25 protein-coding genes and 2 pseudogenes are annotated in these 24,382 nt (G+C 72.1%); 8 read left to right on the top strand and 19 right to left on the bottom strand.

Going from position 1 to position 24,382, the window contains the following annotated elements; all coding sequences use genetic code 11:
- Nucleotides 1-156 precede the first annotated feature (156 nt).
- Complete coding sequence (locus FHU33_RS07935) at nucleotides 157-831, top strand: hypothetical protein (RefSeq protein WP_142024852.1); 675 nt, start codon at nucleotides 157-159, stop codon at nucleotides 829-831.
- Here the strand turns inward: FHU33_RS07935 and FHU33_RS07930 are convergent.
- Complete coding sequence (locus FHU33_RS07930; RefSeq protein WP_211355038.1) at nucleotides 813-1,706, bottom strand: potassium channel family protein; 894 nt, start codon at nucleotides 1,704-1,706, stop codon at nucleotides 813-815. The two genes, FHU33_RS07935 and FHU33_RS07930, sit on opposite strands and share 19 nt — an antisense overlap.
- A 103-nt stretch (nucleotides 1,707-1,809) precedes the next feature.
- On the opposite strand from FHU33_RS07930, the gene FHU33_RS07925 reads away from it, so the two are divergent.
- Complete coding sequence (locus FHU33_RS07925) at nucleotides 1,810-2,202, top strand: PaaI family thioesterase (RefSeq protein ID WP_142024851.1); 393 nt, start codon at nucleotides 1,810-1,812, stop codon at nucleotides 2,200-2,202.
- 407 nt (nucleotides 2,203-2,609) lie between these two features.
- Complete coding sequence (locus tag FHU33_RS07920; protein ID WP_142024850.1) at nucleotides 2,610-2,891, top strand: DUF427 domain-containing protein; 282 nt, start codon at nucleotides 2,610-2,612, stop codon at nucleotides 2,889-2,891.
- Between the two features lies 1 nt (nucleotide 2,892).
- On the opposite strand, the gene FHU33_RS07915 is transcribed toward FHU33_RS07920, so the two are convergent.
- From FHU33_RS07915 to FHU33_RS07905, 3 genes are all read right to left on the bottom strand, one after another.
- Entirely contained in the window at nucleotides 2,893-3,306 is a 414-nt protein-coding gene (locus FHU33_RS07915) for a hypothetical protein (protein ID WP_142024849.1), read from the bottom strand.
- A 171-nt stretch (nucleotides 3,307-3,477) separates the two neighbouring features.
- Nucleotides 3,478-4,452, bottom strand: coding sequence for a ferritin-like domain-containing protein (locus FHU33_RS07910; RefSeq protein ID WP_142024848.1), 975 nt, complete (start codon nucleotides 4,450-4,452; stop codon nucleotides 3,478-3,480).
- A 104-nt stretch (nucleotides 4,453-4,556) separates the two neighbouring features.
- Complete coding sequence (locus FHU33_RS07905) at nucleotides 4,557-5,321, bottom strand: TetR/AcrR family transcriptional regulator (RefSeq protein ID WP_142024847.1); 765 nt, start codon at nucleotides 5,319-5,321, stop codon at nucleotides 4,557-4,559.
- 104 nt (nucleotides 5,322-5,425) lie between these two features.
- On the opposite strand from FHU33_RS07905, the gene FHU33_RS07900 reads away from it, so the two are divergent.
- On the top strand, nucleotides 5,426-7,636 hold the full coding sequence (locus FHU33_RS07900) for an MMPL family transporter (protein WP_142024846.1): 2,211 nt from the start codon (nucleotides 5,426-5,428) through the stop codon (nucleotides 7,634-7,636).
- A gap of 55 nt (nucleotides 7,637-7,691) precedes the next feature.
- Here the strand turns inward: FHU33_RS07900 and FHU33_RS07895 are convergent.
- Nucleotides 7,692-8,255: pseudogene (locus FHU33_RS07895) on the bottom strand (IS30 family transposase); the annotation flags it as partial.
- A gap of 63 nt (nucleotides 8,256-8,318) precedes the next feature.
- Here FHU33_RS07895 and istA point away from each other — a divergent pair.
- On the top strand, nucleotides 8,319-9,599 hold the full coding sequence (gene istA / locus FHU33_RS07890; protein WP_142024343.1) for an IS21 family transposase: 1,281 nt from the start codon (nucleotides 8,319-8,321) through the stop codon (nucleotides 9,597-9,599).
- 5 nt (nucleotides 9,600-9,604) lie between these two features.
- Nucleotides 9,605-10,465, top strand: coding sequence for an IS21-like element helper ATPase IstB (gene istB / locus FHU33_RS07885; protein ID WP_281281617.1), 861 nt, complete (start codon nucleotides 9,605-9,607; stop codon nucleotides 10,463-10,465).
- A 70-nt stretch (nucleotides 10,466-10,535) separates the two neighbouring features.
- Here istB and FHU33_RS07880 read toward each other — a convergent pair.
- The 7 genes and pseudogenes from FHU33_RS07880 to FHU33_RS07850 form a co-directional block, all read right to left on the bottom strand.
- Nucleotides 10,536-11,090: pseudogene (locus tag FHU33_RS07880) on the bottom strand (transposase); the annotation flags it as partial.
- Nucleotides 11,091-11,353: 263 nt separating this feature from the next.
- Entirely contained in the window at nucleotides 11,354-11,557 is a 204-nt protein-coding gene (locus FHU33_RS07875; protein ID WP_142024844.1) for a hypothetical protein, read from the bottom strand.
- A 140-nt stretch (nucleotides 11,558-11,697) separates the two neighbouring features.
- The gene (locus tag FHU33_RS07870) at nucleotides 11,698-12,177 is read right to left on the bottom strand and encodes an NUDIX hydrolase (protein ID WP_142024843.1); all 480 of its coding nucleotides are present in this window, start codon (nucleotides 12,175-12,177) and stop codon (nucleotides 11,698-11,700) included.
- A gap of 9 nt (nucleotides 12,178-12,186) precedes the next feature.
- Nucleotides 12,187-12,813 (bottom strand): isochorismatase family protein, encoded by a 627-nt coding sequence (locus FHU33_RS07865; RefSeq protein ID WP_142024842.1) that lies wholly within the window; start codon nucleotides 12,811-12,813, stop codon nucleotides 12,187-12,189.
- A complete protein-coding gene (locus FHU33_RS07860) occupies nucleotides 12,810-14,681 on the bottom strand; it encodes a hydantoinase B/oxoprolinase family protein (RefSeq protein ID WP_142024841.1) in 1,872 nt (623 codons plus the stop codon). The genes FHU33_RS07865 and FHU33_RS07860 overlap by 4 nt, the downstream gene beginning before the upstream one ends.
- Before the next feature lie 4 nt (nucleotides 14,682-14,685).
- The gene (locus FHU33_RS07855) at nucleotides 14,686-16,746 is read right to left on the bottom strand and encodes a hydantoinase/oxoprolinase family protein (RefSeq protein WP_142024840.1); all 2,061 of its coding nucleotides are present in this window, start codon (nucleotides 16,744-16,746) and stop codon (nucleotides 14,686-14,688) included.
- A complete protein-coding gene (locus tag FHU33_RS07850; RefSeq protein ID WP_281281625.1) occupies nucleotides 16,743-17,426 on the bottom strand; it encodes a GntR family transcriptional regulator in 684 nt (227 codons plus the stop codon). Before FHU33_RS07850 ends, FHU33_RS07855 begins: the two co-directional genes overlap by 4 nt.
- Before the next feature lie 118 nt (nucleotides 17,427-17,544).
- Between FHU33_RS07850 and FHU33_RS07845 the strand changes: the two genes are divergently transcribed.
- Nucleotides 17,545-18,441 carry an isocitrate lyase/PEP mutase family protein gene (locus FHU33_RS07845; protein WP_142024838.1) on the top strand — a complete coding sequence of 299 codons (897 nt, stop codon included), beginning with the start codon at nucleotides 17,545-17,547 and terminating at the stop codon, nucleotides 18,439-18,441.
- A 64-nt stretch (nucleotides 18,442-18,505) separates the two neighbouring features.
- On the opposite strand, the gene FHU33_RS25375 is transcribed toward FHU33_RS07845, so the two are convergent.
- Together FHU33_RS25375 and FHU33_RS25370 are read right to left on the bottom strand one after the other, a co-directional pair.
- A complete protein-coding gene (locus FHU33_RS25375; RefSeq protein ID WP_211355037.1) occupies nucleotides 18,506-18,721 on the bottom strand; it encodes a hypothetical protein in 216 nt (71 codons plus the stop codon).
- Between the two features lie 25 nt (nucleotides 18,722-18,746).
- On the bottom strand, nucleotides 18,747-19,100 hold the full coding sequence (locus FHU33_RS25370; RefSeq protein WP_211355036.1) for a DUF4234 domain-containing protein: 354 nt from the start codon (nucleotides 19,098-19,100) through the stop codon (nucleotides 18,747-18,749).
- Nucleotides 19,101-19,200: 100 nt separating this feature from the next.
- On the opposite strand from FHU33_RS25370, the gene FHU33_RS07830 reads away from it, so the two are divergent.
- A complete protein-coding gene (locus FHU33_RS07830; protein WP_142024837.1) occupies nucleotides 19,201-20,451 on the top strand; it encodes a hypothetical protein in 1,251 nt (416 codons plus the stop codon).
- Nucleotides 20,452-20,466: 15 nt separating this feature from the next.
- Here FHU33_RS07830 and FHU33_RS25365 read toward each other — a convergent pair whose 3' ends face one another.
- The 5 genes from FHU33_RS25365 to FHU33_RS07800 form a co-directional block, all read right to left on the bottom strand.
- Complete coding sequence (locus tag FHU33_RS25365) at nucleotides 20,467-21,105, bottom strand: DUF1707 SHOCT-like domain-containing protein (protein WP_246063397.1); 639 nt, start codon at nucleotides 21,103-21,105, stop codon at nucleotides 20,467-20,469.
- 105 nt (nucleotides 21,106-21,210) lie between these two features.
- A complete protein-coding gene (locus FHU33_RS07815; protein ID WP_142024836.1) occupies nucleotides 21,211-22,446 on the bottom strand; it encodes a 3'-5' exonuclease in 1,236 nt (411 codons plus the stop codon).
- A 259-nt stretch (nucleotides 22,447-22,705) separates the two neighbouring features.
- Nucleotides 22,706-23,476 carry a DUF6884 domain-containing protein gene (locus FHU33_RS07810; RefSeq protein ID WP_142024835.1) on the bottom strand — a complete coding sequence of 257 codons (771 nt, stop codon included), beginning with the start codon at nucleotides 23,474-23,476 and terminating at the stop codon, nucleotides 22,706-22,708.
- A 108-nt stretch (nucleotides 23,477-23,584) separates the two neighbouring features.
- Nucleotides 23,585-23,980 (bottom strand): type II toxin-antitoxin system VapC family toxin, encoded by a 396-nt coding sequence (locus FHU33_RS07805; RefSeq protein WP_142024834.1) that lies wholly within the window; start codon nucleotides 23,978-23,980, stop codon nucleotides 23,585-23,587.
- The gene (locus FHU33_RS07800) at nucleotides 23,977-24,216 is read right to left on the bottom strand and encodes a FitA-like ribbon-helix-helix domain-containing protein (protein ID WP_142024833.1); all 240 of its coding nucleotides are present in this window, start codon (nucleotides 24,214-24,216) and stop codon (nucleotides 23,977-23,979) included. The genes FHU33_RS07805 and FHU33_RS07800 overlap by 4 nt, the downstream gene beginning before the upstream one ends.
- Nucleotides 24,217-24,382: the final 166 nt, after the last annotated feature.

The raw sequence follows: 24,382 nt of genomic DNA, 5'->3' as shown, positions 1-24,382 counted from the left end.
GGAGGCCGGTCGTCGCGACCGGCGCGGGCCCCGTTCTACCGACACGTCGAACGACCAAGGCCTCGATCGACACGTCGTCCCAAGATTCTTCTCGGCCCTCCGGAAGCGACGTCCCACGGGGTGCTCGCGCGCGGATCGCCTGGGTAGGCGCAGGGCATGGACCGCCCGCAGCAGGCCGCTGAGCACGCCCCCGAGACCGAAGGACTGGCCCACCGGCTGGACAAGCCGATGGGCGTGCTCGGACTGGTCTTCGTGCTCGTCGTCCTCGGCCAGTCGCTGGCCCGCGAGCCCTGGCTGGTCACGACGCTCACCGTGCTCGGCTGGCTGTTCTGGGCGGTCTTCGTGGCCGAGTTCGCCTACCGGGCGCTCACGGCCCGGGACCGGCGACGGTTCTGGGCCCGCAACTGGTGGCAGCTGATCTTCCTCGCGGTGCCGTTCCTGCGGTTCGCCCGGGCTTTCACGCTACTGCGGGCAGCGCGCGTGGGCGGGGTGCTCTCCGCGGCCGTCCGTGGTTCGCGGTCCGCCGGCCGCCTGCTCACCGGCCGCATCGGCTGGCTGGTCGCCGTCACCGGTGTCGTGGTCCTGGCCGCGAGCCAGCTGCTGTACGTCGTCGGCGCCTACGACAGCTACGGCCCGGCCCTGTACGACACCGCTCTCGCGACGGTCAGCGGGGAGCCGCTCTCGGCCGCCGGCGGGTTCGCGCGGTTGCTCGACGTCGCCCTCGCCGTCTACTCGGTCGCCGTCTTCGCCACGGTGGCCGGAGCCCTCGGCGCCTTCTTCCTGGAGCGCAACCGGCCGGACCTTGCGGCGACTCAGCCCTCACCGCCGTAGTGGTGTGCCCTCGCGTAGGCCGTCAGGATGTCGGCGGTCGATCCCCCCACCTGCAGGAACTGCTGATCGAGCACATGGGCGAAGTCGTCGATCGCCGTACCGAGCAGCCCGGCGGCCAGCCGGACGTCCTTCCTCGGCGCCTCTCGACCGGCCGCGCACAGGTCCGACGCCACCGCCAGCATGGCCGGCAGCGCCGCCTCCTGCGCATTGTCACGGAAGTAGTAGGTCTCGCTGTACTGGGTGACGTCGACGCGGGCCTGGACGAGCGCGCCCGCGAGGCCCTCGAGCAGCGGTGCGGCCAGGGTCGAGTCGGGATCGTGCACCAGGTCGGCCGGAGCCACCGTGCGCAGCTGGGCCAGCCGGACCGCGAGAGCGCGGCGCCGGATCAGGGCCGGGTAGACCTGCAGCACCCAGGTGACCGACCCCGTGAGCAGCGCGAAGCCGATCAGCCCCTGGATCGGGACGGCGACCCGCAGCCACCCCGCCGCCGGGACGATGTCGCCGTAGCCGAGGGTGGCGAGCGTGACCATGGACAGGTAGACCGCATCGAGCACCGTGCTGCGCTCGCTCACGTCCAGGCCGCTCTGGAGCACGAATGCCTCGGGCATGTGCGGCGCGTACACCAGGGCACCGCCCCCGATGAGCAGCACCAGCCACATCCCGATCACCAGGGCGAGCGCGATCGGGCCGGTCAGCACACCTGCGGTCCCGCGGTCCCGCCGGCGCTGGCCCACCCGCCAGAGTCCCCGCATGACGAGATGGCTGAGGTCACCGCGGCCGCTCGGGTGCCAGATGGTGTGGAAGATGTCCCGCAACGCCACCAGAACGATGGCGGCCCCGGTGCCGGTGATCAGCCAGTCCGTCCAGTGCGCCACCGTGACCAGCCTGCCAAAAGACTGCGCGCACGGCCGATCGGAAGGCGCCGGCGCGTTGCACGCCTCCAGCGTGGGAGCCGGCCCGGCGGGTAGGGACGGCGCCATGAGCGACGACGGGGCTGACGGCACCAGTGGCGGGTTCGCGGAGCGGCTCGGTGCGCGGGCGGAGGTCGCCGACGACGGCTCGGCCCGGCTGGCGTTCACCGCCCGGGAGGAGCACCTCAACCAGGCGGGCGCGCTGCACGGCGGCGTCCTCGCCACGCTCGTCGACACCGCCATGGGCGCGGCCGTCCGGTCCGCCGTCGACGACGGTGACGTACCGGCGACCAGCCAGTTGACCGTCACCTACCTGCGGCCCGGGAAGTCCGGCGACCTGAGCGTCACCGCACGGGTCAGGACCCGCGGTGAGCACCTGACGGTCTGCGAGGCCGACGTCGACCAGGACGGCAGGAGCCTCGTGCACGCCGTCGCCACGTTCGCCCTGCTGCACTCCTGAACCGACCTGTCGTCGTGTCGACCTGCCGATTCGTCGACACCTCTGTCCCCGTCGGGCCCGTGCGAGTGACGCGCGGGGCTGGCGCACCTGAGTAACGTCAGGGACAACATCCCTGCTGCCCGGGAGGCACCCCCTGGCTACGTGGCCCGGACGCTGCGCCGAAGCCCATCTGGGTTGCCCCTGCCGGGGCGACCAGAACATCCACGAGGAACGGTCCAAGGAGATCAGCGAGGCGCGCGCCGCCGCGCAGGATTCCGTCGAGTGCCCCGAATGCGGGGCGTCGACGTCACCGCTGAGCATCGTGAGCTGGGGTCACTGCCGGGCCTGCCGCACGGCGCAGTCGCGGGAGATGTACCCGCTCCGCTGGTGAGCCACGGCCGGTTGCGCCCCCGGAGGACGATCGGGGCATGACCACAGCCAGCTGGAACGGAACCGTCGTCGCGGAGTCCGACGACATCGTGACCGTCGAGGGCAACGCCTACTTCCCGCGCGACGCTGTGCGCGAGGACGTCCTGCGCCCCTCCGCCGAGCAGACCCTCTGCCCCTGGAAGGGCACCGCCTCCTACTTCGACCTCGAGGTCGACGGCCGCGTGAATGCGGCCGCCGCCTGGTACTACCCGACGCCGAAGGACGCCGCGCAGGAGATCGCCGGCCGCGTCGCTTTCTGGAGAGGTGTGGAGATTCGCTGACTCAGCGACCGGGGCGACTGCCGGCCAGCTCGCGCGCGGCCTCGGCGGCGTCGGCGTCCAGCTGTCGGGCGATCTTCTCCTGGAAGGCGTCGTAGGCGGCGTCGGGTGTGGTGCCCAGCGCGGCACCGATCTCCTCCCACCCGGCGCCGCCCCGCAGTGCGGCCCGGATGCCGATCAACTGGCTGTCGTGCGCCTTGCGCGCGACCACCTCCCCGAGGGCCAGCAGCTCCAGGGCCTCGTAGGTGTCGAGGGACGTGTCGACGTCCTTGAGGGACGTCGCCCAGTCGTCCTCGCCCCGGTCCCGCACGGTGTTCAGGGCGGTGTTGCCGCTGTCGCGGCGGCTGAGGAAGTCCAGGCGGGTCGCAGCGGTGGTCAGCGAGAACTCCGCTTCGAGGACCTCGGGGGTGATGCTCATGCCCCGAGACTTCCCCGCCCGCCGCGGCACGCCAAACTCCCGCCCCGAGTGACCCTCGATACCCCGCGGTACCCGGGCGGGGCGCTACGGAGCGGACCCGGTCGCACACGCGGAAGGGCCCGCCCCCCGAAGTGATCCGGGGGCGGGCCCTTCGGTGCGGGTGCGCGGGTGTCAGCTGTCGACGCCCACGGCCTCCTTGGCCAGCGAGGCGAGCTGGGTCTGCGCGGCGCTGGCCACGTTCGCCCGGCTCTTGTGAGCCTCCTCGTAGGAGATGATCACGCGGAGGTCGCGCGGCTCGTCGAGGCCCTTGATCGCCTTGATGGCGTCGCCGACCGACAGGTTGTCGTAGTTCTTGATCGGCAGCTCGTCGGCGGAGACGTCACCGAGCTCCTCGCGGGCGGACCGGGCAGCCTTGGCGGCGTCCTTGTCGCCCTCGCGGTTGGCGACCTGCTCGGCGCGGCGCAGCGTGGCGCTGCGGCCGGCGGTGAGGGTCTCGCGGACGGCGTCGGTCAGCTGCGCGGCGCGGTCGGTGACGGCGGAGAACCGGTCGGAGGTCTCCTCACCGGCGTGCTTCACCGTGTCGACGGCGTTGTTCACCGTGTTGGCCCAGAAGCGGACCGGGGCGTTGACGGCCCGGGCCACGCCACCGGCGACCTTCTGCACCGGCGTGGGCACGAGGGCGACGGGGCCACCCATGGCCTCCTCGGCGAGGACGACGGTCAGCCACTCCACGGTCGCCTTGTGGGCGTCGATGAGCTTCTCGGCGAGCTGACGCACCTTGGTCTGGCCGGCCTGGTCGGCGAGGACCTTGACGTAGGTGGCGCGGTCGAGCAGCTGGTGCTCGAGCTGCAGGTCGGTGAACAGCGCCTCCTCGAAGGGAGCGGCCTGCTCGAAGGTGGCCTTGAAGAAGGCCGACAGGCGACCGACCGCCGGGGTGACGACGTCCGGCACGCCACCGATGGCGCGCAGCTGCTCGGTGATCTCGAGCGTGCGGGCCGCGGCGTTGTCGGCGTTCTCGGTCAGCTCACGACGGACCGCGTCGGTGCGGGCCTGGGAGATGCGGGTGCGTGCGACCTGCTCCTCGGTCTGCGTGAGCAGGACGAGGGCGCGCAGCTGGTTGATGAGCTTGCTGTTGTTGTCGGTCATGACGGGGGAACTCCAAAGATTCGGGGATGACCTGACGGTCTTCTCCATGCCCCGCCGACCTTGAGTGCTAACTCCTGCAAGCAGATTGCTAGCAGTGAGCCTCGTCACGGCCGCTGCTCCGCCGGCGGGCGGTACTCGTCAGCCACGCCCAGGACGGCGCTCAGTGCCTGCAGTTCCGACTCGAACATGGGCCCGGCGTCGTCGAGGGCGAACCGCAGGTGACCGAACACCTCCATGCAGACCATCCCGTACAGCCGGATCCAGCAGGACAGGAAGACGTGCATGACGCCCAGCGGCAGCGACACCGGCAGCTTCGCGCACCACGCGCGCAGCTGCTCCTGGAGTGCCGGGTCGAGGTCGGCCTCGTCGGGCACCGGGAAGCCGCGCTCCAGGTAGATCTGCGCCACGAGTTCGCCGAAGACGCCGCCGAACCGGCGGCCGGCCACCTGCGGCGGGCGCTCGCCCGGCCCACGCTGGTCATCAGGTGCGAGCACCCGCTCCCCCGCACTGCCGAACAGCAGGCCGAACTCGGCGTGGTGGGCGGTCGCCCACCCCCGGAACGCCCGGGAGACGGAGATCAGCCGGGCCCCAGGCGTCGCGGGATCGGTCGCGTCGCGGACCGCCGCCAGGTCGTCGATGAGCTCGTCGTAGAGATCGGCGACGACGTGTTCGACGAGGTCCTCACGGCTGTCGAAGTACCGGTAGAGCGCAGGTGCCGTCATGCCCATCTCCCGGGCGACCGCGCGCAGCGCCAGGCCGTCGACGCCCTGGTCGACCAGCACCCGGCGGGCCGTCTGCCTGATCTCACGCAGGGTGTCGGCACGCACGCGATCGCGGCGACTCAGCGGTTCTCCCGGCAGCTCGCTCATGTTCTCCCCGCGATGGCTCTTGACATCAGTGAACAGCGTTAGCAAAGTGATCGCCGTTCGCTAACACTGTTCACCTCTCGCCCGACGCTAGCACTGGAGACGCCATGTTCGAGGCCCTCGGCCGGGTGATGTACCGCCGTCGTCGCTGGGTGGTGGCCCTCGCGCTCGCCTTCGTCGCCTTCGCCGGGATCTGGGGCACCGGCGTCTTCGGCGCCATGACCGGCGGCGGGTTCGAGGACCCCGACAGCGAGAGCTCGCTGGCCGCCGCGGTTGCCGAGCGAGAACTCGGCCGCGGTGGTGGCGACGTCGTCGTCCTGTACTCCAGCGACCAGCTGACCGTCGACGACGGTGCCTACGCCGACGCCGTGGAGCAGAGCCTGGCCGCGCTCCCGGACGACGTCGTCGAGGAGTCGGTGACCTTCTTCGGCACCGGCGCGCCCCAGCTGGTCAGCGAGGACCGGACCGCCACCTACGCCGTGCTCACGCTGGCCGGCGACGAGGACCAGCGGACCGCGGGCCTCGAGCGGATCGAGGCCGAGCTCGACGCGCCCGGGCTGGAGACGCAGGTCGGCGGCGGGACGACGATCAACCGCGACATCAACGAGCGGGTCAGCGCCGACATCGCGCGGGCGGAGATGATCTCGCTGCCGATCCTCGCCGTCCTGCTCGTCGTCATCTTCGGCAGCTTCGCCGCGGCCGGGCTGCCGCTGGCGATCGGCGTGGTGGCGATCCTCGGTTCGTTCGCGGCGTTGCGCGGCTTCTCGATGGTCACCGACGTCTCGATCTTCGCCGTCAACGTCGTCACGATCACCGGCCTGGGCCTGGCCATCGACTACGGCCTGTTCATGGTCAGCCGGTTCCGGGAGGAGATCGCCAGGCAGCCCGACACCGAGACGGCGCTGGCACGGACGATGGCGACGGCGGGCCGGACCGTCGCGGTCTCCGGGATCACGGTCGCGATCTCGCTGGCCGGGCTGCTGATCTTCCCGCAGGTCTTCCTCCGCTCCATGGGGTTCGGCGGGATGAGCGCCGTCCTCATCGCGATGCTCGCCGCCCTCACCCTGCTGCCGGCGCTGCTGGCGATGCTCGGCCCCAAGGTCGACGCGCTGTCGGTCCGCCCCTGGTTGCGACGCGTGTTCCACCGCCCCCCGACGGCAGTTATGGCCATAAACGCACCTCGGGAGCACGGGGCGTGGTACCGGATCGCGCACAGTGTGATGCGCCGGCCGGTGATCTACACCGTCGTCGTCACCACAGTGCTGGTCGTCCTGGCGCTGCCGTTCCTGCGGGTGCAGTTCGGCGGCATCGACGAGCGGGCCCTGCCGGAGGGGACCGAGAGCCGGGTGGTCGCGGAGACGATCCGGGCGGACTTCCCACCGAGCGAGCGCGGGCCGATCACCGCGATCGTGACGCTGCCCGACGCGGTCGACTCCCCTACCGGTGACGCCGCGTTGGAGGCCTACGTCGACGACGTGGCAGCGGTACCCGGGGTGGACGGCGCGACGGTCGCCGGCGCGGCAGGCGACACCGCGCGGGTCGACCTCGCCTACGCCGGCGACCCGCTGTCCACCGAGGCGCGGGAACTGGTCGGCGCGGTCCGTGCCGTCCCGGCGCCCGAGGGCGGCGAGGCGCTGATCGGCGGGCAGACCGCGGTGCTGGCGGACCTGCTCGACAGCCTCGCCGCGCTGCTGCCGTGGATGGCGGTCTTCGTGGTGGCGACGACGTTCGTGCTGCTGTTCCTGGCCTTCGGCTCGCTCGTGCTGCCGGTCAAGGCGGTGGTGATGAACGTGCTGTCGCTGGGGGCCTCGTTCGGCGCGCTGGTCTGGATCTTCCAGGACGGCAACCTGAGCGGGTTCCTGGACTTCACGCCCACCGGGTTCGTGGAGGCGACCCAGCCGATCCTGGTGCTGGCCATCGTGTTCGGGCTGTCGATGGACTACGAGGTGTTCCTCATGTCCCGGATCCGGGAGGAGTACGACAGGACCGGCGACAACACGACGGCGGTGGCGACCGGCCTGCAGCGCACCGGCGGGATCATCACCAGCGCCGCGCTGCTGCTTCTCGTGGTGATCGGCGCGTTCTCGCTCTCGGGGATCACCTTCATCAAGATGATCGGCGTCGCGATGCTGATCGCGATCGTCATCGACGCGACCGTCGTCCGGATCCTGCTGGTGCCGGCGACGATGCGGCTGCTCGGGCGGGCCAACTGGTGGGCACCGGGGCCCCTGCGCCGGTTGTACGCCCGCTACGGCATCCGCGAGTCCGACGACGTGCCGACGCCCCGGCGCGAACCCGAACTCGCCGGCGCCCGCTAAGCACCCTCCTGCCCTCAGGCAAAGGAACCTTTACCTGCGTTCTCGGTTGGCGGATTCAACTGGTCGTCGCAACACCAGCTTGTTGATCTTCGGAGAGTAGCTGGGCGAAGGCTTCGGCGGGGGTCTTGAAGCCGAGGGTCTTGCGGGGTCGGCCGTTGAGTCGGGTCTCGATGGCCTCGAGGTCGGCGATGGTGTGCACCGAGAGGTCGGTGCCCTTGGGCAGGTACTGGCGGAGCAGGCCGTTGGTGTTCTCGTTGGTGCCGCGCTGCCAGGGGCTGTGCGGATCGCAGAAGTAGATCGGCAGGTCGGCCGCGATGGTGATCTCGGTGTGCCTGGCCAACTCGATGCCCTGGTCCCAGGTCAGCGAGCGGCGCAGATGTACCGGCAGCGTGGCGATTTTGGTGGTGATGGCGTCGCGGACGGCTTCGGCACCGTGATCGGCCGGCAGGTGCAGGAGCATGGTGAACCGGGTGGTGCGCTCGACCAGGGTGCCGACCGCCGAGCCGCTGTCCTTGCCGACCATCAGGTCGCCTTCGAAGTGGCCGGGTACGGCGCGGTCGTCGGCCTCGGCGGGCCGCTCGGAGATCATGACTTTGTCCTTGATCCGTTCCCGGTGTCGACGACGAGTGAAAAGTGACCCCCAGGCGTCGGATGAAAGTTGACCCCCGCCGACACCTGAAGGGTGATCACTGTGGAGGACTGGGCCGAGATCCGTCGACTGCATCGGGCGGAGAAGGTGCCGATCAAGGAGATCTCACGGCGGCTGGGAGTCGCCCGTAACACCGTGCGATCGGCGTTGGCTGCTGACCGCCCGCCGAAGTACGAGCGGCGGCCGAAGGGGTCGCTGGTGGACGCGGTGGAGCCGCAGATCCGGGCGATGCTCAAGGAGTTCCCGCGGATGCCGGCGACGGTGATTGCCGAGCGGATCGGCTGGACCCACTCGATCACGATCCTCAAGGACCGCATCCGGGCGATCCGTCCCGAGTACGCCGGCATCGATCCGGCCGATCGGCTGATCCACGAGCCCGGGCAGGCGACCCAGTGCGACCTGTGGTTCCCGGAGGTGAAGATCCCGGTCGGGCACGGGCAGGCGGCGGTGCTGCCGGTGTTGGTGATGACCGCGACGTACTCACGGTTCATCTCCGCGGTGATGCTGCCCTCCCGGCAGGCTGGGGACCTACTGGCCGGGATGTGGCAGCTGATCAGCGCGGTCGGAGCGGTGAGCAAGACGCTGGTCTGGGACCGGGAATCCGCGATCGGCGGCACCGGCCGAGTGAGCGCACCGGCGGCGGCATTTGCTGGCTCGCTGGCCACCCAGATCCGGCTGCTGCCCCCGCGCGACCCCGAGTCGAAGGGGATGGTGGAACGGAACAACGGGTTCTTGGAGACCTCGTTCCTACCCGGCCGACAGTTCTCCTGCCCGCACGACTTCAACGACCAGCTCACCGACTGGCTCCCGACGGCCAACCGCCGGCTGGTGCGGGCCACCGGCGCCCGCCCGGTCTCGGCCCTGGAGGCCGACCGGGCGGCGATGACGCCGCTGCCGCGGGTCGCCCCGGCGGTCGGGCTGAGCCACCGGGTGCGGCTGGGCCGGGACTACTACATCCGACTCGACGGCAACGACTATTCGGTCGACCCGCGAATGATCGGCCGGATCGTCGACGTGGAGGCCTCCCCCACCCAGGTGGCGGTCGTGCACGACGGCCTCGACGTCGCCGTGCATCAGCGGTGCTGGGCCAAGCGGGCGGTGATCACCGATCCCGAGCACGTGCGCATCGCCGCCGAGCTGCGCGCCGAATACCGGCTGCAAGCGGCCGAGGCGGCACGTCGGTCGCGGGCCCGTCACCACGAGGACGGGCATCCGGTGATGCTGCGCGCCCTGCCCGACTACGACGCGCTGTTCGGCTCGGACTTCGACCCCGCCGGCGCAGTCCAGGCTTCGATGCCGGAGGGCGCGCGGTGAGCCCGGTGATCACTCGCGGCGCGGATCTGCCCGCCGACGCCGGCCACGTTGCCGGCCGCAGCAGCAGTGAGTTGGTCTCCCACATCGCCTACCTGGCGCGAGTGCTCAAGACCCCGATCATCGGCCGGATTTGGGCCGAGCTGGCGACCCAGGCCCGCGAGGAGCACTGGTCGCACGAGGAGTACCTGGCCGCCGTGCTGGCCCGCCAGGTCGCCGACCGAGAAGCCAACGGCACGCAGATCCGTCTGGCCGGAGCTCACTTCCCGCAGGTCAAGACGCTCGAGGAGTTCAACGTCGACCACCAGCCCTCTCTGCGCCGCGACGTGCTCGCGCACCTGGCCGGCTGCGCCTACATCGGCCGAGCGGACAACGTCGTACTGCTCGGCCCGCCCGGAGTCGGCAAGACCCACCTCGCCCTGGGCCTGGGCCTCAAGGCAGTCCAGGCCGGACATGCGGTGCTCTTCGACACCGCTATCGGCTGGATCACCCGACTGCGTGACGCCCACACCGAGGGCCGGCTGGCCGCCGAACTCAAGCGACTGCGCCGCTACCGGCTGCTGATCATCGACGAGGTCGGCTACATCCCGTTCGACTCCGCCGCGGCCAACCTGTTCTTCCAACTGGTCTCCACCCGCTACGAACAGGGCTCGATGATGATCACTTCGAACATGCCCTTCGGCCGCTGGGGCGAGGTCTTCGGCGACGACATCGCCGCCGCCGCGATGATCGACCGCCTCGTCCACCACGCCGAGGTCATCACCCTCGCCGGGGACTCCTACCGCACCCGCGCCCGCCGCGAGCTCCTCGCCCGCGACCCGGCCGCGGCCACCCGCACCACCCCGCCGGCTACCGGGCCGACGGACTGACCAACCAACCCCAGGGGGTCAAGATTCACACGACGCCAGGGGGTCAATTTTCGGGCGCCGTTGACACCCGGCGGCCATCGACACGACGGCGGGGCTTACGCAGCGCCCGCCCGGTGCGCAGGTGCTTGGTCAGCTCCCGGTTCAGCCCACCGCGGCCCTGGACGAACAGGGCCTGGTAGATCGCCTCATGTGAGATGCGCATCCGTTCATCGTCGAGGAAATCCACGACCAGACGGCCGGTGATCTGCTCGGGGCTCCAGCCCTCCTTCAACTGCCGCTGCACGTAGGCCTGCAGCTCGGGGAACTCGGCGATCTTGCTCGGCTTCGGGCGGCGGCCCCGCGCCTCGGCCTTGGCTTGCGCCGGCGCGGCCCGATAGCGCAGCCGTGGGCGCCGTCCCGGGCCCTGAGTCCCCGGCGCCGGCCCGGGGCGGTGCCGCTGGCCGACGGGCAGCGGCGGACGCCGCGGATAGCCCTCGAGTCGATTGCGGCGCAGCTCGCGGGAGACCGTCGAGGGATGCCGGCCGATCTCGCGGGCGATGTCGGCCTGCGGCCAGCCCTCGGCCCAGCACAGGTCGATCGTCTCCCGCTCGGCCACGGTCAGGAATCGGTCGCTGGGCTCGGTCAATGCCATCGGCGCCATGCCGCCACCGTCGCGGAACCACCGCTGCCCAGTGTCGGCCGACACGCCGACCGCTTCCGCCGCCTGCTCCGTCGCCGATCCCGCAGCGATCAGCCGCCAGAACCTGCGCTCGATCTCCTTCGGCATCCGCGGACGCCCCATCGACACCACCCCACTTCACCGCGGGGTGTTGCATCGACTCCTTGAACCCAAGGTTCCAGGACGCAGGTAAAGGTTCCTTTGCCTGAGCCGGCCGCCGTGATCGACGGTCAGACGGCGGCGGGCGTCTCGTTCTCGACGGACAGCCGGGGGTTCACCCGGAACCGGAGGACCGGCTGGGTGTCGTCGTCCAGGAGGTGGCGGGGCGCCAGGCGCACCCGGCGGGCGGGCAGTGAGGACGGCGGCAGCAGCTTGCCGCAGCCGACGCAGTAGCGGCCCCGCTGTTCGACTGCGCTGCAGTGGGTGCAGGTCATGGTGCCTCCTCGAACTCGGACGTCCCCCGCGGGCTCGTCGGAAGGGACCTTCCCAGCCGGACGACCCGGAACTGGACGGGTTCGGTGCTGTGGGACGACCTGTAATCAAGCCGTCACCTGCATGGAGACCTGCGACACAGCTACGGATACGGGCCTTCGCCGAGGACGTCGTCGCGCAGCCGGTCGAGGAACGGCACCTGACCCTTCAGCAGCTTCGTCCGCGCCTCGTCGAGGGCGAACCAGGCGGCCCGGTCGATCTCGGGGAACTCCTGCAGGCGGCCCGAGCGCGGTGGCCACTCCAGCTCGAAGGTGTTGCTCAGGGTCGCCGTGGCGTCCAGGTCGCCCTCGGCGGCCCACACCGCGAGCACCTTGGCGCTGGTCACCCGGAGCTGCCCGAGCGGCACGAGGTCCCCGGGAGGGACGGGCGAGCCGAGCTCCTCCTCGAACTCGCGCCGGGCGACGGCGAGCGGGTCCTCGTCCGGGCCGTGCTCGCCCTTGGGGATGGACCATGCGCCGTCGTCCTTCCGCGCCCAGAACGGGCCGCCCATGTGCCCGAGCAGCACCTCGGGCCCGGCCGGCCGCAGCCGGTACAGCAGGATGCCCGCACTCGTCCGCGCCACGGGTCCTGCCTACCGCAGGTGGGCCAGCGCCTCGGCCAGGTCGACGACGTCGGCGTACTTGGCGTCGAGGTCGGCCAGGTTGCTGTCGTGCACCTCGGGCGTCCGGTCGGCGCAGGCGTCGCGCACCACCTGGGGCCGGAAGCCGGAGTTCAACGCGTCCATGGCGGTGGCCCGCACGCACCCGGACGTGGAGACGCCGGCGAACACCACCGTATCCACCCCGGCCGCGTGCAAGGTCGGCGCCAGCGACGTCCCGAAGAACGCCGAGGCGTACTGCTTCACCACCACCGGCTCCCCCGGCGCCGGGGGAAGGGTCAGCTCGCCCCAGCCGCCCGGCGCGCCCCCGGCGAACGCGGCCAGGGCGGGCACCTTGCGGACGAACAGGCCGCCGTCGGCGAGGTCCGGGGCGTAGCGGACGACGGTCCAGACCACCGGGTGCCCGGACGAGCGGGCGGCGCCGATCAGCGCCTCCGTCGCCGCCACCGCCGGCCCGGGCGACGGCAGCCCGAACGGGCCGTCCGGCTCGGTGTAGGCCCGCACCAGATCGATGACGACGACGGCGGGGCGCGCCCCCCAGCCCACCCGGCCCGAGAACGACGGGCCGTGCGGGCCGGGGACCGGCTCCGGCTCGATCACACCCACACGGGCCGCTTCGGCGCGGGCAGCCCGGTCTCCTCCTCGCAGCGGGCCAGCAGCTCCTCGATCGGCGGGCCCATGTCGAAGACGGGCAGCTCCGCGGGCCGGTCGGCGCGCATCTCGTCGCGCAGTCTCTCGGTCGCCGCGGCGTTCACCGTGCCGTCCTCGTCCACGCAGACGCCGTACCGCTCGGCGCCCTTCGCCGTCACCAGCCCCCGACGCACCTCCGTCGCCACCAGCTCGGGGTCGCGCTCGAGCGGGTCGCCCCACCCGCCGCCGCCCCAGGTCACGAAGTGCAGGACGTCGCCGGGCGCGACCGGGACGTCGTGGCACTTGCTGGGCAGCACGGAGCGGGTGCCGTCGGCCCGCTCGATCCACTTGGTGCCGCGCGCGCCGGGGTGCCCGCCGTTGACGCCCCACGGATAGGTCAGCCAGCGGTCGTCGTGGATGGCGATCGTGCCCGGCTCCTCGAAGACGTAGGCGACGTCGACCCCGTTGCCGCCGCGGTGCAGGCCGGCCCCGCCGGTGTCGGCGACGGTTTCCCACTGCTCGATCCGCAGCGGGTAGTAGGACTCCAGGTACTCGCAGGGGATGTTCACGAACGACGGCCACAGCGAGTGCCCGTCGGGCCCGTCGCCGAGCGGCCTCCCGGGGATCCCACCGAAGCCGATCGAGTACAGCTGGAACCACTCCCCCTTCCGCTCGCCTGTCGAGTAGAAGCCGGAGTACATGAAGTGCGGCGAGGAGGAGAACCCGGCCGCGTTGAGCAGTGCCGGGTTGGTCTGGCCGAGCAGCCCGCCGAACAGGTCGAAGACCCGGCCGATGCCGTGGTTGCGGCCGCTGAGCGCGGCGGGGAACTTCGGCTTCCAGTAGGAGCCGTCCGGGATCGTGACGTCGACCAGCGGGTAGAAGCCGTCGTTCCAGAGGATCTGCGGGTCGGCGACGGTGATCATGTAGATCCCGAAGAACATCCGGGTCAGGTTCTCGTTGATGTAGTAGTTGATCGGCCCGACCGCCTGCGGCGAGGAGCCGGTGAAGTCGATGTGCACCTTGTCGCCGGTGCGGGTCAGCGACATCTTCAGCTCGTACGGGCCGTTGCCGACGCCGTCGTCGCAGATGTAGTCGGTGAAGGAGAGCGTGCGGCCCTCCTCGAACACCATCGACAGCAGCACCTTCATGGCGTCGTAGTTGCGCTGCAGCAGCGCGTCGAGGGCCGACAGGTAGGTGCCGGTGCCGAACCTGTCGCACATCTCGACGACCCGCCGGGCGGCGGTGCGGCAGGCGGCGACCAGGCCGTTGAGGTCGGCGCGGTTCCAGTCGGGCTTGCGGACCTGGTTGAGGATGATCCGCAGCGCGTCCTCGTTGGGCACGCCCCGCTGGTAGAGCTTGAAGGGCGGGATGACCACGCCCTCCTCGTAGATGGTGGTCGCGTCGGTCGGCATGGACGACGGCGTCTTGCCGCCCACGTCGGACATGTGCCCGAACATCGACGCCCAGCCCACGATCCGGCCCTCGTGGAAGATCGGGACGACGACCAGCCAGTCGTTGGCGTGGCTGATCGCGGCACCGCAGGAGTAGGGGTCCGACGTCAGCAGGACGTCTCCCTCCTCGATGGTGCCGTCGAAGCCCTCGAGGAAGTCGGGGATGGACAGGCCGAACTGGCCGACGACCATCTTCCCGTCGCGGTCGGCGATCAGCGGGAACTCGTCGTGCTGCTCGCGGATGCCCGGCGACAGGGCGGTCCGGAACAGCACCTCGTCCATCTCGTACCGGGCGTTGCGCAGCCCGTTCTCGATGAGGTCGAGGGTGACCGGGTCGACGGCACCCTTCTCGATCGTGCCGGTCGCCGTCTCGATGATCGAAGCCATGGGGTCACGCCTCCGGGGTGATCAGCAGGGAGCCCGAGGGGTGCACGGTGGCGGCGTGCCCGGGCAGGACGAGGGTGGTGGAGTCCATCTCGGTGACGATCGCGGGGCCGCGGACGACGTCGTCGGCCAGCAGCTTCGACCGGTCGTAGACGTTCGCGGTCACCTGCTCGCCGCCGACGTGGATCGGTGTCTCCGTGACCAGGGCGCGGGCGGGGTCGCCGTCACCGGCGTCGAGCTGCACGGGCGCGACGTCGGGCTTCGGGCCGGTGACCGTCGCCCGGGCGTTGACCAGCTCGTGGTCGACGTCGAGGAGGAACGAGAACAGCCGGTTGTGCTCGGCGTCGAAGGTCTCGCCCAGTCGGCCGAACGCGTTGTCCGCGTCGTCCAGCCACGACGGATCGACCGTCACCGGGATCTCGAAACCCTGGCCGTGGTAGCGGACGTCGACCTGGTAGGTGACGGTCTGCTCGTCCCGGGGCAGGCCCTGGTCGGCCAGGCGCCGCCCGGCGTCGTCGGCCAGCTCGCGGAGGATGCCGACCAGGTCGGCGCCGCTGAGCTCGGCGAATCGGCGCAGGACGGTGCGCGCGGACTCGTCGCGGCGGCCGGTCGTGGCGTCGCCGAGGGCGCACAGCACGCCCGGCGACGGGGGCACGATCACCGGCCAGGCCCCGGTCAGCTTGCCGAGCGCGTTGGCGTGCAGCGGGCCGGCGCCGCCGAAGGCGACCAGCGCGAAGTCGCGCGGGTCGAAGCCCTGCTGCACCGAGACCAGCCGCAGCCCGCCGAGCATGTTCTCGTTGACGATGTCGACGATGCCGGCGGCCGCCGCCTCCGGGAACTCCAGGCCGATGGCCTCGGCCACCTTGCTCACCGCGGCGCGGGACGCCTCGACGTCGAGGGTGATCTCGCCGCCGGCCAGCGACGAGGGCAGGTACCCGAGGACGACGTTGGCGTCGGTGACGGTGGGCTCGACGCCGCCCTTGCCGTAGGCGGCCGGCCCCGGGTCGGCCCCGGCGGACTGCGGCCCGACGCGGAGCGCCCTGGTCAGCTCGGGGACGTGGGCGATCGAGCCGCCGCCGGCACCGACTGTCCGGACGTCGACGCTGGACGCCCGGACGGTGAGGTCGCCGACCTTGGTCTCGCGGCCGATCCGCGGCGAGAGGTCCTGGACGAGGGCGACGTCGGTGGACGTGCCGCCCATGTCGAAGGTGATGAGGTCGCGGTAGCCGCACTGCTCGGCGACCCACACCGCGCCGGTCACCCCGCCGGCGGGCCCGGACAGCAGCATGGTGACGGGGGCGCCGATCGCGCCCTGGGCCGACTGCAGACCCCCGTCGCTGCGCAGGATCGCCAGCTCGCCCTGCACGCCGCCGTCGGCCAGCTTGTCCGACAGGGTCTGCACGTACTTCTTGACCTGCGGCTGGACGTAGCCGTTGGCGACGGTGGTCAGCGTGCGCTCGTACTCGCGCATCTCCGGGAGCACGTCGGAGGAGAGGCTGACCGGGACGCCGGGCAGGACCTCGGCGGCGATCTCGGCGATCCGCCTCTCGTGCGCCGGGTCGGCGAAGGAGTTGATCAGGGAGACGGCGAGCGCCTGGATCTCCCGGCCCGCGAGGCGGGTCAGCTGCGCCCGGACGTCGTCCTCGTCGAGCTGCCGCACGACGGTGCCGTCGGTGGCGATCCGCTCGTCGACCTCGACGGTGTTCTCCAGGTCGGCCAGCGGCTCCGGCTTGGGCCAGATGATCCAGCCGGCCAGCCCGCCGGGGACGAAGGACCGGGCGATCTGGAGGACCTGCCGGAAGCCCTTGGTGGTGACCAGGCCGACGGTGGCGCCCTTGCCCTCGAGGATGGCGTTGGTCGCGACCGTGGTGCCGTGCAGCACCTGGGCGACCTCGGACAGCTCGATCCCGGCCGCGGCGCAGACCTGGCCGATCCCGTTGAGGACGCCGACGGCCTGGTCGGCGGGGGTCGAGGCGGTCTTGGCCCGCCAGGTGCTGCCGCTCGCCTCCTCCACCAGCAGGACGTCGGTGAACGTGCCTCCGACGTCGACTCCGAGCCGGTAACTCATGAGGCCTCCTCATCGCTGGGGTGCGCGGTACGTGCTGTCTGGGTCGTGGCGGCGCGGACCATCACGGCCCGCGCGTTGCAGATGTGGGCGGTCATGACCGCGCGTGCCCAGCCGGGATCGCCGGCCCGCAGCGCGGCGACGATCTCCAGGTGGTGGGCGAGGCTGCGGCGCAGCGACTCCGCGTCGTAGGCGTGGAAGTTCCGGCGCACGATCGGCGGGTGGATCGCCGCGGCCAGCGCGGCGGCCAGGGTGGGGTGACCGGCCAGGGCGACCAGCCGGTCGTGGAACGCGCGGTTGAGCGGCACGAGCGCGTCGAGGTCCTGCCGGGGACCGGGGCTGCCGACGTCCCGCATCCGGTGCGCCAGGTCGTCGAGCTCCTCGATGTCCGCCGGGCCGGCGTTCGGGACGGCGAAGGCGGTCAGCTGGGGCTCGAGGGAGATGCGGAGGTCGAAGACCCCCTCGAGCTCGGCGACCGTCCAGGTGGCCACCCGGGCGCCGCGGTTGGGGGTGACCTCGACCAGGCCCTCTGCCGCCAGCCGGCTCAGCGCCTCGCGGACCGGCGTCCGGCTGACGCCCAGGCGCGCGGCGAGCTCGACCTCACCCAGCCGCGAGCCGGAGGTGAGCGCGCCGCCGAGGATGAGCTCGCGCAGCTCGTGCAGCGCCCGCTCGGCGGACGTCACGGATCGTGTCAGCGGTCACACCTCCTCGAAGATTGTGTGCAAACCTAGGGCGGCGGGGTTCCGACGGCAACGGTTTCTTCGTAGATTCCGTGTGAGTGCATACAAAGAGGGGGCCGACGTGGCGGATCTGCTGAGCAACGGACGCACATCGAGGGCTCGCCTGCGCGAGCTCGTGGAGGCTCCGGAGCCGCTCCTCGCCCCCGGCGCCTACGACGCGCTGAGCGCCCGGCTGGTCGAGCAGGCCGGCTTCGACGTCGTCTACATGACCGGCTTCGGGACGACGGCGTCGCTGATCGGCCGCCCGGACGTCGGGTTGCTCAGCGGGTCGGAGATGGTCGAGAACGCCCGCCGGATCGTGGCCGCCGTCGACGTGCCGGTGATCGCCGACGCCGACACCGGCTACGGCAACGCGATCAACGTCGTCCGCACCGTGCAGCTCTACGAGCAGGCCGGCGTCGCCGGGATCCAGCTCGAGGACCAGGTGATGCCGAAGAAGTGCGGGCACATGAGCGGCAAGCTGGTGATCGGCGTCGACGAGATGGTCGGGAAGATCCGAGCCGCGGTGCAGGCGCGGCGGGACCCGGACCTGCTGGTCATCGCCCGCACCGACGCCGTGGCCGTGACGGGGATCGACGACGCCATCGCCCGGGCCCGCGCGTTCGCCGATGCCGGCGCCGACGTCCTGTTCGTCGAGGCCCCGGCCTCGGAGGCCGACATCGAGCGGGTGGCCACCGAACTGCGGGGTGTCGCCCCGCTGGTCTTCAACTGGGCCGAGGGCGGCAAGACGCCACCGCTGTCGCTGGAGCGGATCACCGAGCTCGGCTTCTCGCTGGTCATCTACCCGATCGGCACCCTGCTGGCGGCCACCGCGGGGATCCGCACGCTGCTGGCCACGCTCAAGCGGGACGGGGTGCCCACGGCGGCGCTGGATGCGGTGCCGACGTTCGGCGAGTTCACCGACCTGATCGGGCTGCCCGAGGTGCAGGAGCTGGAGCAGCGCTTCTCGGGTTCCTGACCGGCCGTGTGCGCGGATGCGCAGATCTGGGATCCAGACCTGCGCATCCGCGCACAGCGTCGGGTCAGACCAGCGTCGTGCGGGTCTGCCAGTAGGCGTTGAGCGCGTTGTTGGTCTGGACGAACCAGATGAACGGGCCGATCAGGATGAAGATCCCGGGGAAGAACCACAGGCCGGTCAGCGCGCTGACCGGCCTCTCCTGCCCGCGCCGCTCGTAGAGCTGGCCGACCTCGAAGCTCTGCAGGAACGGCGAGACGAGGCCGAAGATGATCGCGATCACCAGCGCCAGGACGCCGCCGAGGCCCTCACCACTGTGCCGCTTTCATCTCCTCGTGAGTCTGGAAGTAGTAGACGAAGCCCCAGATCCCCAGCGTCACGACGAACAGCAGGATGATCATCCCGGTCGGGCGGATCAGGCCGATCGGGCCCTGCGGCTGGGAATGCTGGGCGTAGGCGGGGACGCCGGGCATCGGCTGGGTGTAGCCGGACTGTCCGTAGCCCTGCTGCCCGTAGCCCTGCTGCCAGTACAGCTGCTGCCCGTATCCCTGGGGCCCGTAGCCCGGCGGTGGCGCGGGGTATCCGTACGGTGCGCCCTCGACCGGCTGACCGGCCTCCGGTGGGGGCGGCGGTGGGGGCGGCGGACTCTGCGGCGTGCTCATGGACTGCTCCTCTCGGCGTCCCCGCGGCGGCAGCGAGTCATCGTCCTCTCGGCCGGGCGCTGACGGGCTCCCTCCGTGCGCGCGGTGTACACCTCTCTGCATGACGGCTCGGCGTGCGGCGGCCGTCGCGCTCGCGGGCTTCCTCGTCCTGACGCTCAGCGGCTGCCCGGTCGACGGCGCCGAGCTCCCCCGGCCGTCGGCGACGGCGGAGCCCCGTCCGGACCTGCCGACCGACGCCACCACCGACCTGCCGGCCTACGGCGGCCCGCCCGCCGGCGCCCTCCCGAGCGCTGGGCCGCTCACCCGCGTGCGCGCCACGGTGGACCTGACAGCGGCGACGCCGGGCCGCTTCGCCCGGCTGGTCTCCGCCGTCGCGACGCCCGACGGGGGCGCGTACGCGCTTCTCACCCCGTCCGACCGGGAGGTCGACCAGTCGCTGGCGATCGTGCGCGCCGACGCGATCGCGGGGACCGTGCCCCTCCCCCGCGTCGAGGACGTCTGGGGGATGCACCTGCTGCCCGACGGCTCCGTCGCGGTCGCCGGACGGCTGGGTGCCGAGGGTTACGGCGTCCGCGTGGTCGACCCGTCGTCGGGCATCGTGCGGTCGACCGTCGTCGTCCCGGACGGGGGCGGCGAGGCCGTCGGCGGGTCGGCGTTGCTCGCCGGTTCGACGACGCTGTACCTGTTCGTCTCCCTGTCCGACGACGAGTCGTCGAGGGAACTGCTGTCCGCTGTCGACCTCGCGAGCGGGCAGGTCACCGCGCAGCGCGACCTCGCCGACGACGTCGCGGCCGCGTCGCACTTCCCGGTGGCGCGGCAGTTCGCGGGTCTGGTCGCCCGGCCCGGCGGCGGGGTGCGGCTGGTCTTCGACGCCTCGCCCACGGCGGTCGCCGAGGAGCGCATCCCCACCCTGCTGACCTACGACGCGGGACTGGCGCAGATCGGTCGGCCGGTGCGGGCCACCGACCTGGCCGAGGGCGCGGAGACGCAGTCGGTCGCCGGCGGGGCGGACGGCACCGCCTTCCTGCTGGTCGCGGTGCTCGAGGGGTCGTGGATCCTCGGCGTGCCCGACGGGGGCGGCGCGGGACCGCTGCTGGCCCAGCTCGAGGACCGCATCTACGGGTACTCGCTCGTCGTGGAGCCGGCTCAGGTGTGGGCGGTGCTGCCCTCGGCGAGCGGGGCGCGGGCGCTCGACCTCACCACCGGCGAGATGCGCGGACCGGTGGCGGTCGGGTGCGAGCCGCGGCTGGACGTGCGTGCCCTGTACCCGGCGCCCGGCGGCGCGCTGATGATCGGCGAGTGCGACACCCCGCGCGAGGACACCCAGCTGCTCTGGTTCCTCACCCCTTGAGCAGGGTCGATGCGGTCAGCGCGCGCCGAGGCTGCGCCAGTGGTCGTTGAGCGCCCGGTTGGTCAGCACGAACCAGACGACCGGCCCGACCAGCAGGAAGATCCCGGGGAAGAACCAGAGCGCGGTGAGCGCGCTGACCGGCTTCCGCCGGCCGCTGCGCTCGTGGAGGCGGCCCACCTCGTGGCTGAGCAGGAATGGCGAGGCCATGCCGAAGAACAGCGACAGCAACAGCGCCGGCACGCCGCCGATCCCGTCGCCGGTGTGCCGCTTCATCTCGTCGTGGGTCTGGAAGAAGTACACGTAGCCCCAGACGCCGAAGGTGACGACGAACAGCAGCATCTGCAGCCCGGTGGTGCGCACCTGGCCGACCCCGCCCGTCGGCAACCGGTCCCGCACCGGCGCCCGGACGCACGGCACGGGGCGGTACGCGGGAGACGGCGGCCCGTACTGCGGTGGGGGCAGGAAGGGCCGCGGACCGGGCAGATCGGTGAAGAGCTGGTCGAGATCGCCGTAGGTCACCGCGGCGAACGCCTGCGCCATCCGCCGGTCGTACTCGGTGTCGTCGAGCCGTCCCTCCGCCCAGGCGGCTCCGATCCGCTGCGCGGCCGCCTGCCGCTCAGCGTCGGAGATCCGCATCTGGCGTGCGTCCGTCATTCGGGCCTCCACGCGTGCGGCGGTCGACTCAGCCCCAGCGGGGCTGGAGGGATCGTCGCACGGTGAGCGGCGTCTGCGGAACGCCTCCGATCCGCAGCCGCACGATCAGCGCAGCCGCGCCGCCATGAGGTCCTGCGGCGAGGTCGGGCGCAGGTCGTCGAAGACGTCGGGCAGGCCGAGCCCGCTCGCGGCGGTCTTCAGCTGCCGGAGCTCAGCGGTCGTGAGGATGGCGTTCTCGAGTGCGGTGGCGCGCAGGTGCCCGAGGATGCGGCGGTGCAGCGCGAGCACCTGGTCGGCGCCGATGCCGGCGGAGCCGGCGAGCCGCGCGAGCAGCTGGCCTTCGCCGCCGAGGATCCGGCCGTCGGCGAGGGCGGAGGTGAGGGCGTCGACGTAGCGCTGGGCGTCGGCGTCCGGGGCGTCGACGACCGCGCGCGGCAGGCGGCCGACCATCGACGCGATCCAGCCGTCGGTGCCCGGGCGCAGCTCGCCGAACCGGGTCTTCGGCTCGGCCTCGGTGTCGAGCTCGGGCATCGGGCGGAGACCGGTCAGGTAGCGCGGCCGTTCCCCGAGCATCGCCAGCATCTGCGGCAGCAGCGCCGCCACGGTGCGGGCATCGGCGAGGGCGGTGTGCGCGTCGGCCACCGGCAGCCCGACGACCCGGGCGAGCGTGGCCGGCCGCTGGTCCGGGGCGCGCAGGGTGCGCCGGGCCAGCCACAACGAGCAGAGCGCGGGGTTGAGCGGGAGCGTCACGTCGAGCAGCGCGAGCTCGGCGGCGAGGAAGCGCTCCACGAACGCGGCGTTGTGCGCGACGACGACGGCGCCGTCCAGGCGGAGCAGCAGCTCGCCGACGACGTCGCCGAACGGAGGGGCGCCCAGCACCTCGCTGGTGGAGATGCCGTGCACCAGGACCGGACCGACGTCGCGGCCGGGGTCGAGCAGGGTGCAGTACTCGTCCTCGATGCGGCCGGAGGCGTCGACGCGGACGACCGCGATCTCGACGATGCGGTCACCCCTGACCGGGGAGAAGCCCGTCGTCTCGATGGACACGACGGCGAAGGGCGCGTCGACCGGGAAGCCGGCACCGTCCCCGCCGTACTGGAACAGCGGGCCGCGCACGCCGGGCTCGGCGAAGGCGATCGGCCCCTCCGGCTCGGCGACGTCGGCGGGCCGGCGCGGCGTCGGGACCGCGGTGGCCCGGGTGCCGCGCGCCTGGGTCGCGGTCTGCGGGCGCCTGGCCGCCCGCCGACTGGAGGCCCGCTCGGCCAGGAACAGCGCTGCCAGCAGCGTCAGCCCGGCGATCACCGATGCACCGACCAGGACCTCGATCGGGACCCCGAACATCTCCACTCCCCGTCCACGTCGCGCGGACACTCCCGGACCGGACGACCCGGCCGGCGACCTCGCGGACTCGCCATCGGCAGCATCCGGCCTGGTCGGCACCCCGGGGTGACGGTCGCGATGCGACGCGCCGCAGCAGTCACACGCGTCTCTCGTGACGACGGCGGGCGGCGGGACGGGTGGGTGTGCGCGGTGGCCACACGGGTAGGTCGAGGCCACCCTGACCGCGATCGAGGACGGTCCTGCGCCGCAACCGTGACGGCTACGAAGCCCGGTGGCCGGTGACGAGGTCACGGAGCCGGCCGAGGGCGACCCGGACGGGCGCTCTCCCTGCAGCACCGTCCCCCGGCCCCCCGTCGTCGTGGTCGCCGCTCTCCTGCCAGGCGCCGGGCAACGGCAGCTCGAGAGCCGCACCGCGGCGTGCCAGCGGCTGGCGCAGCGGCTGGGCGAAGTCGACGCCGCCGTGCACCTCGACCGTGACGCCGTCCAGGCGGACCCGCTCGGCCAGCTGCGCGACGACCCACTCCCCCCACGCCGTCCGGTAGCCGGCGGACTGGTCGCCGATCTGGACGTCGTACGGGCCGACGACGTCGCCGGCGTCGAGCAGCCCGTGCTTGGCGCTGAGCACGAACCACGGGAGCCGGGCACGGACGGCGGCGTCGCGGGCGCGGACGAAGCCGGGGCTGGAGAAGAGCCGGGCGACCGGCATCGGTTCGGCCGTCGTGGCACCGGATGACCCGATCAGCACCAGGCGCCCGCAGGGGACGTCGACGGCGACGTCCCCGACGTCGGTCCCGCGGTGCCGGACGTAGCGGCCACGGTCGACGCGGTGCAGCAGCGGCGTGCGGCCCGACGGCGGGGAGCCGGCGTTGTCGGTGGCGAGCTGGATGTGGGTGGCGATCGAGGAGACGCCGACGTCGGGACGGCGGGCGCTGACCCAGTTGATCAGCGCGGCGCGGCTGAACGGCTCCGGCAGTGTGGCCGCTCCCTCGGCGATCAGCTCCCAGATCGTGGGCAACCCTGGGGTGCTCATCAGCCGCACCCTAGGACCAGTGACCGGGTGCCGGCCAGGATCCGTCCGAAGACCACGCAATCGACGTACCCCCGGACCGGACGTGCAGGGTTCGCCGACGGGTCGGGGTCAGCCCGGGAGCAGGAAGTCGCAGGTCGGCCCGCTGGCTCGGGAAAGCCGCCGGTCGAGAGTCAGGAGGGGAACGCCGAGCTCCTCAGCCAGTGCGACGTACGCCGCGTCGTAGGCGGTCACCGTCGGATGAAGCTCCCAGATCCGCGGTGCCAGGACCTGGAAAGGAAAGCTCGTGATCGACGTCTGGACGAGGTCACCGTGCGCGATCGCGGCCACCTCGCGCCCGATGACGCCCGCGAGCACCGCCCGCCGCAGCACGCTGGACACCTCGACGAACAGGTGAGCGGGAGCCGCGAGTGACGCCGGCCGCAGCCGCGCTCGGGACCATTCCCCGTCCGCGCCGTCGTCGATCAGCGCCGCGACGAGGACCGACGAATCGACGACGACCGTCATGTCGTCCGGTCGTGATCGCGGGCCTCGAGGATCTGCGCCGCGGACAGGCGGGTGCCCGTGGTGCGAACCCTGGCCTGCACCCGCGACCACAGCTCATCCGCGCTCGGCTTCGCTGCCAGCTCGACCAGTTGCGTCCTGACGTACTCCTGCAGCGACTGACCGGCGCGAGCAGCCCGCGCGGCGAGCTCGTCCCGCGTCTCGTCCGGGACATCGCGGATCGTCATGGAGACGGGCATGCTGCCACATTAGCAGTAGCGCATGCACAATGCATGTGCCAGTTCGGCAGGCATCACCCGGGGCCGGACCGTCCCGGGCCGCCACATCTGTGATCCGGGGCAACGAACCGGCCCATCCGTCACACGAGCCCCTCCCGTCGGGGAGCATGGAGTGACCGATCGGTCC

It is taken from the genome of Blastococcus colisei, assembly GCF_006717095.1.
In the GTDB taxonomy this organism is placed as follows: Bacteria; Actinomycetota; Actinomycetes; order Mycobacteriales; family Geodermatophilaceae; genus Blastococcus_B; species Blastococcus_B colisei.
This window is presented reverse-complemented; position numbering and strand designations above follow the sequence as displayed.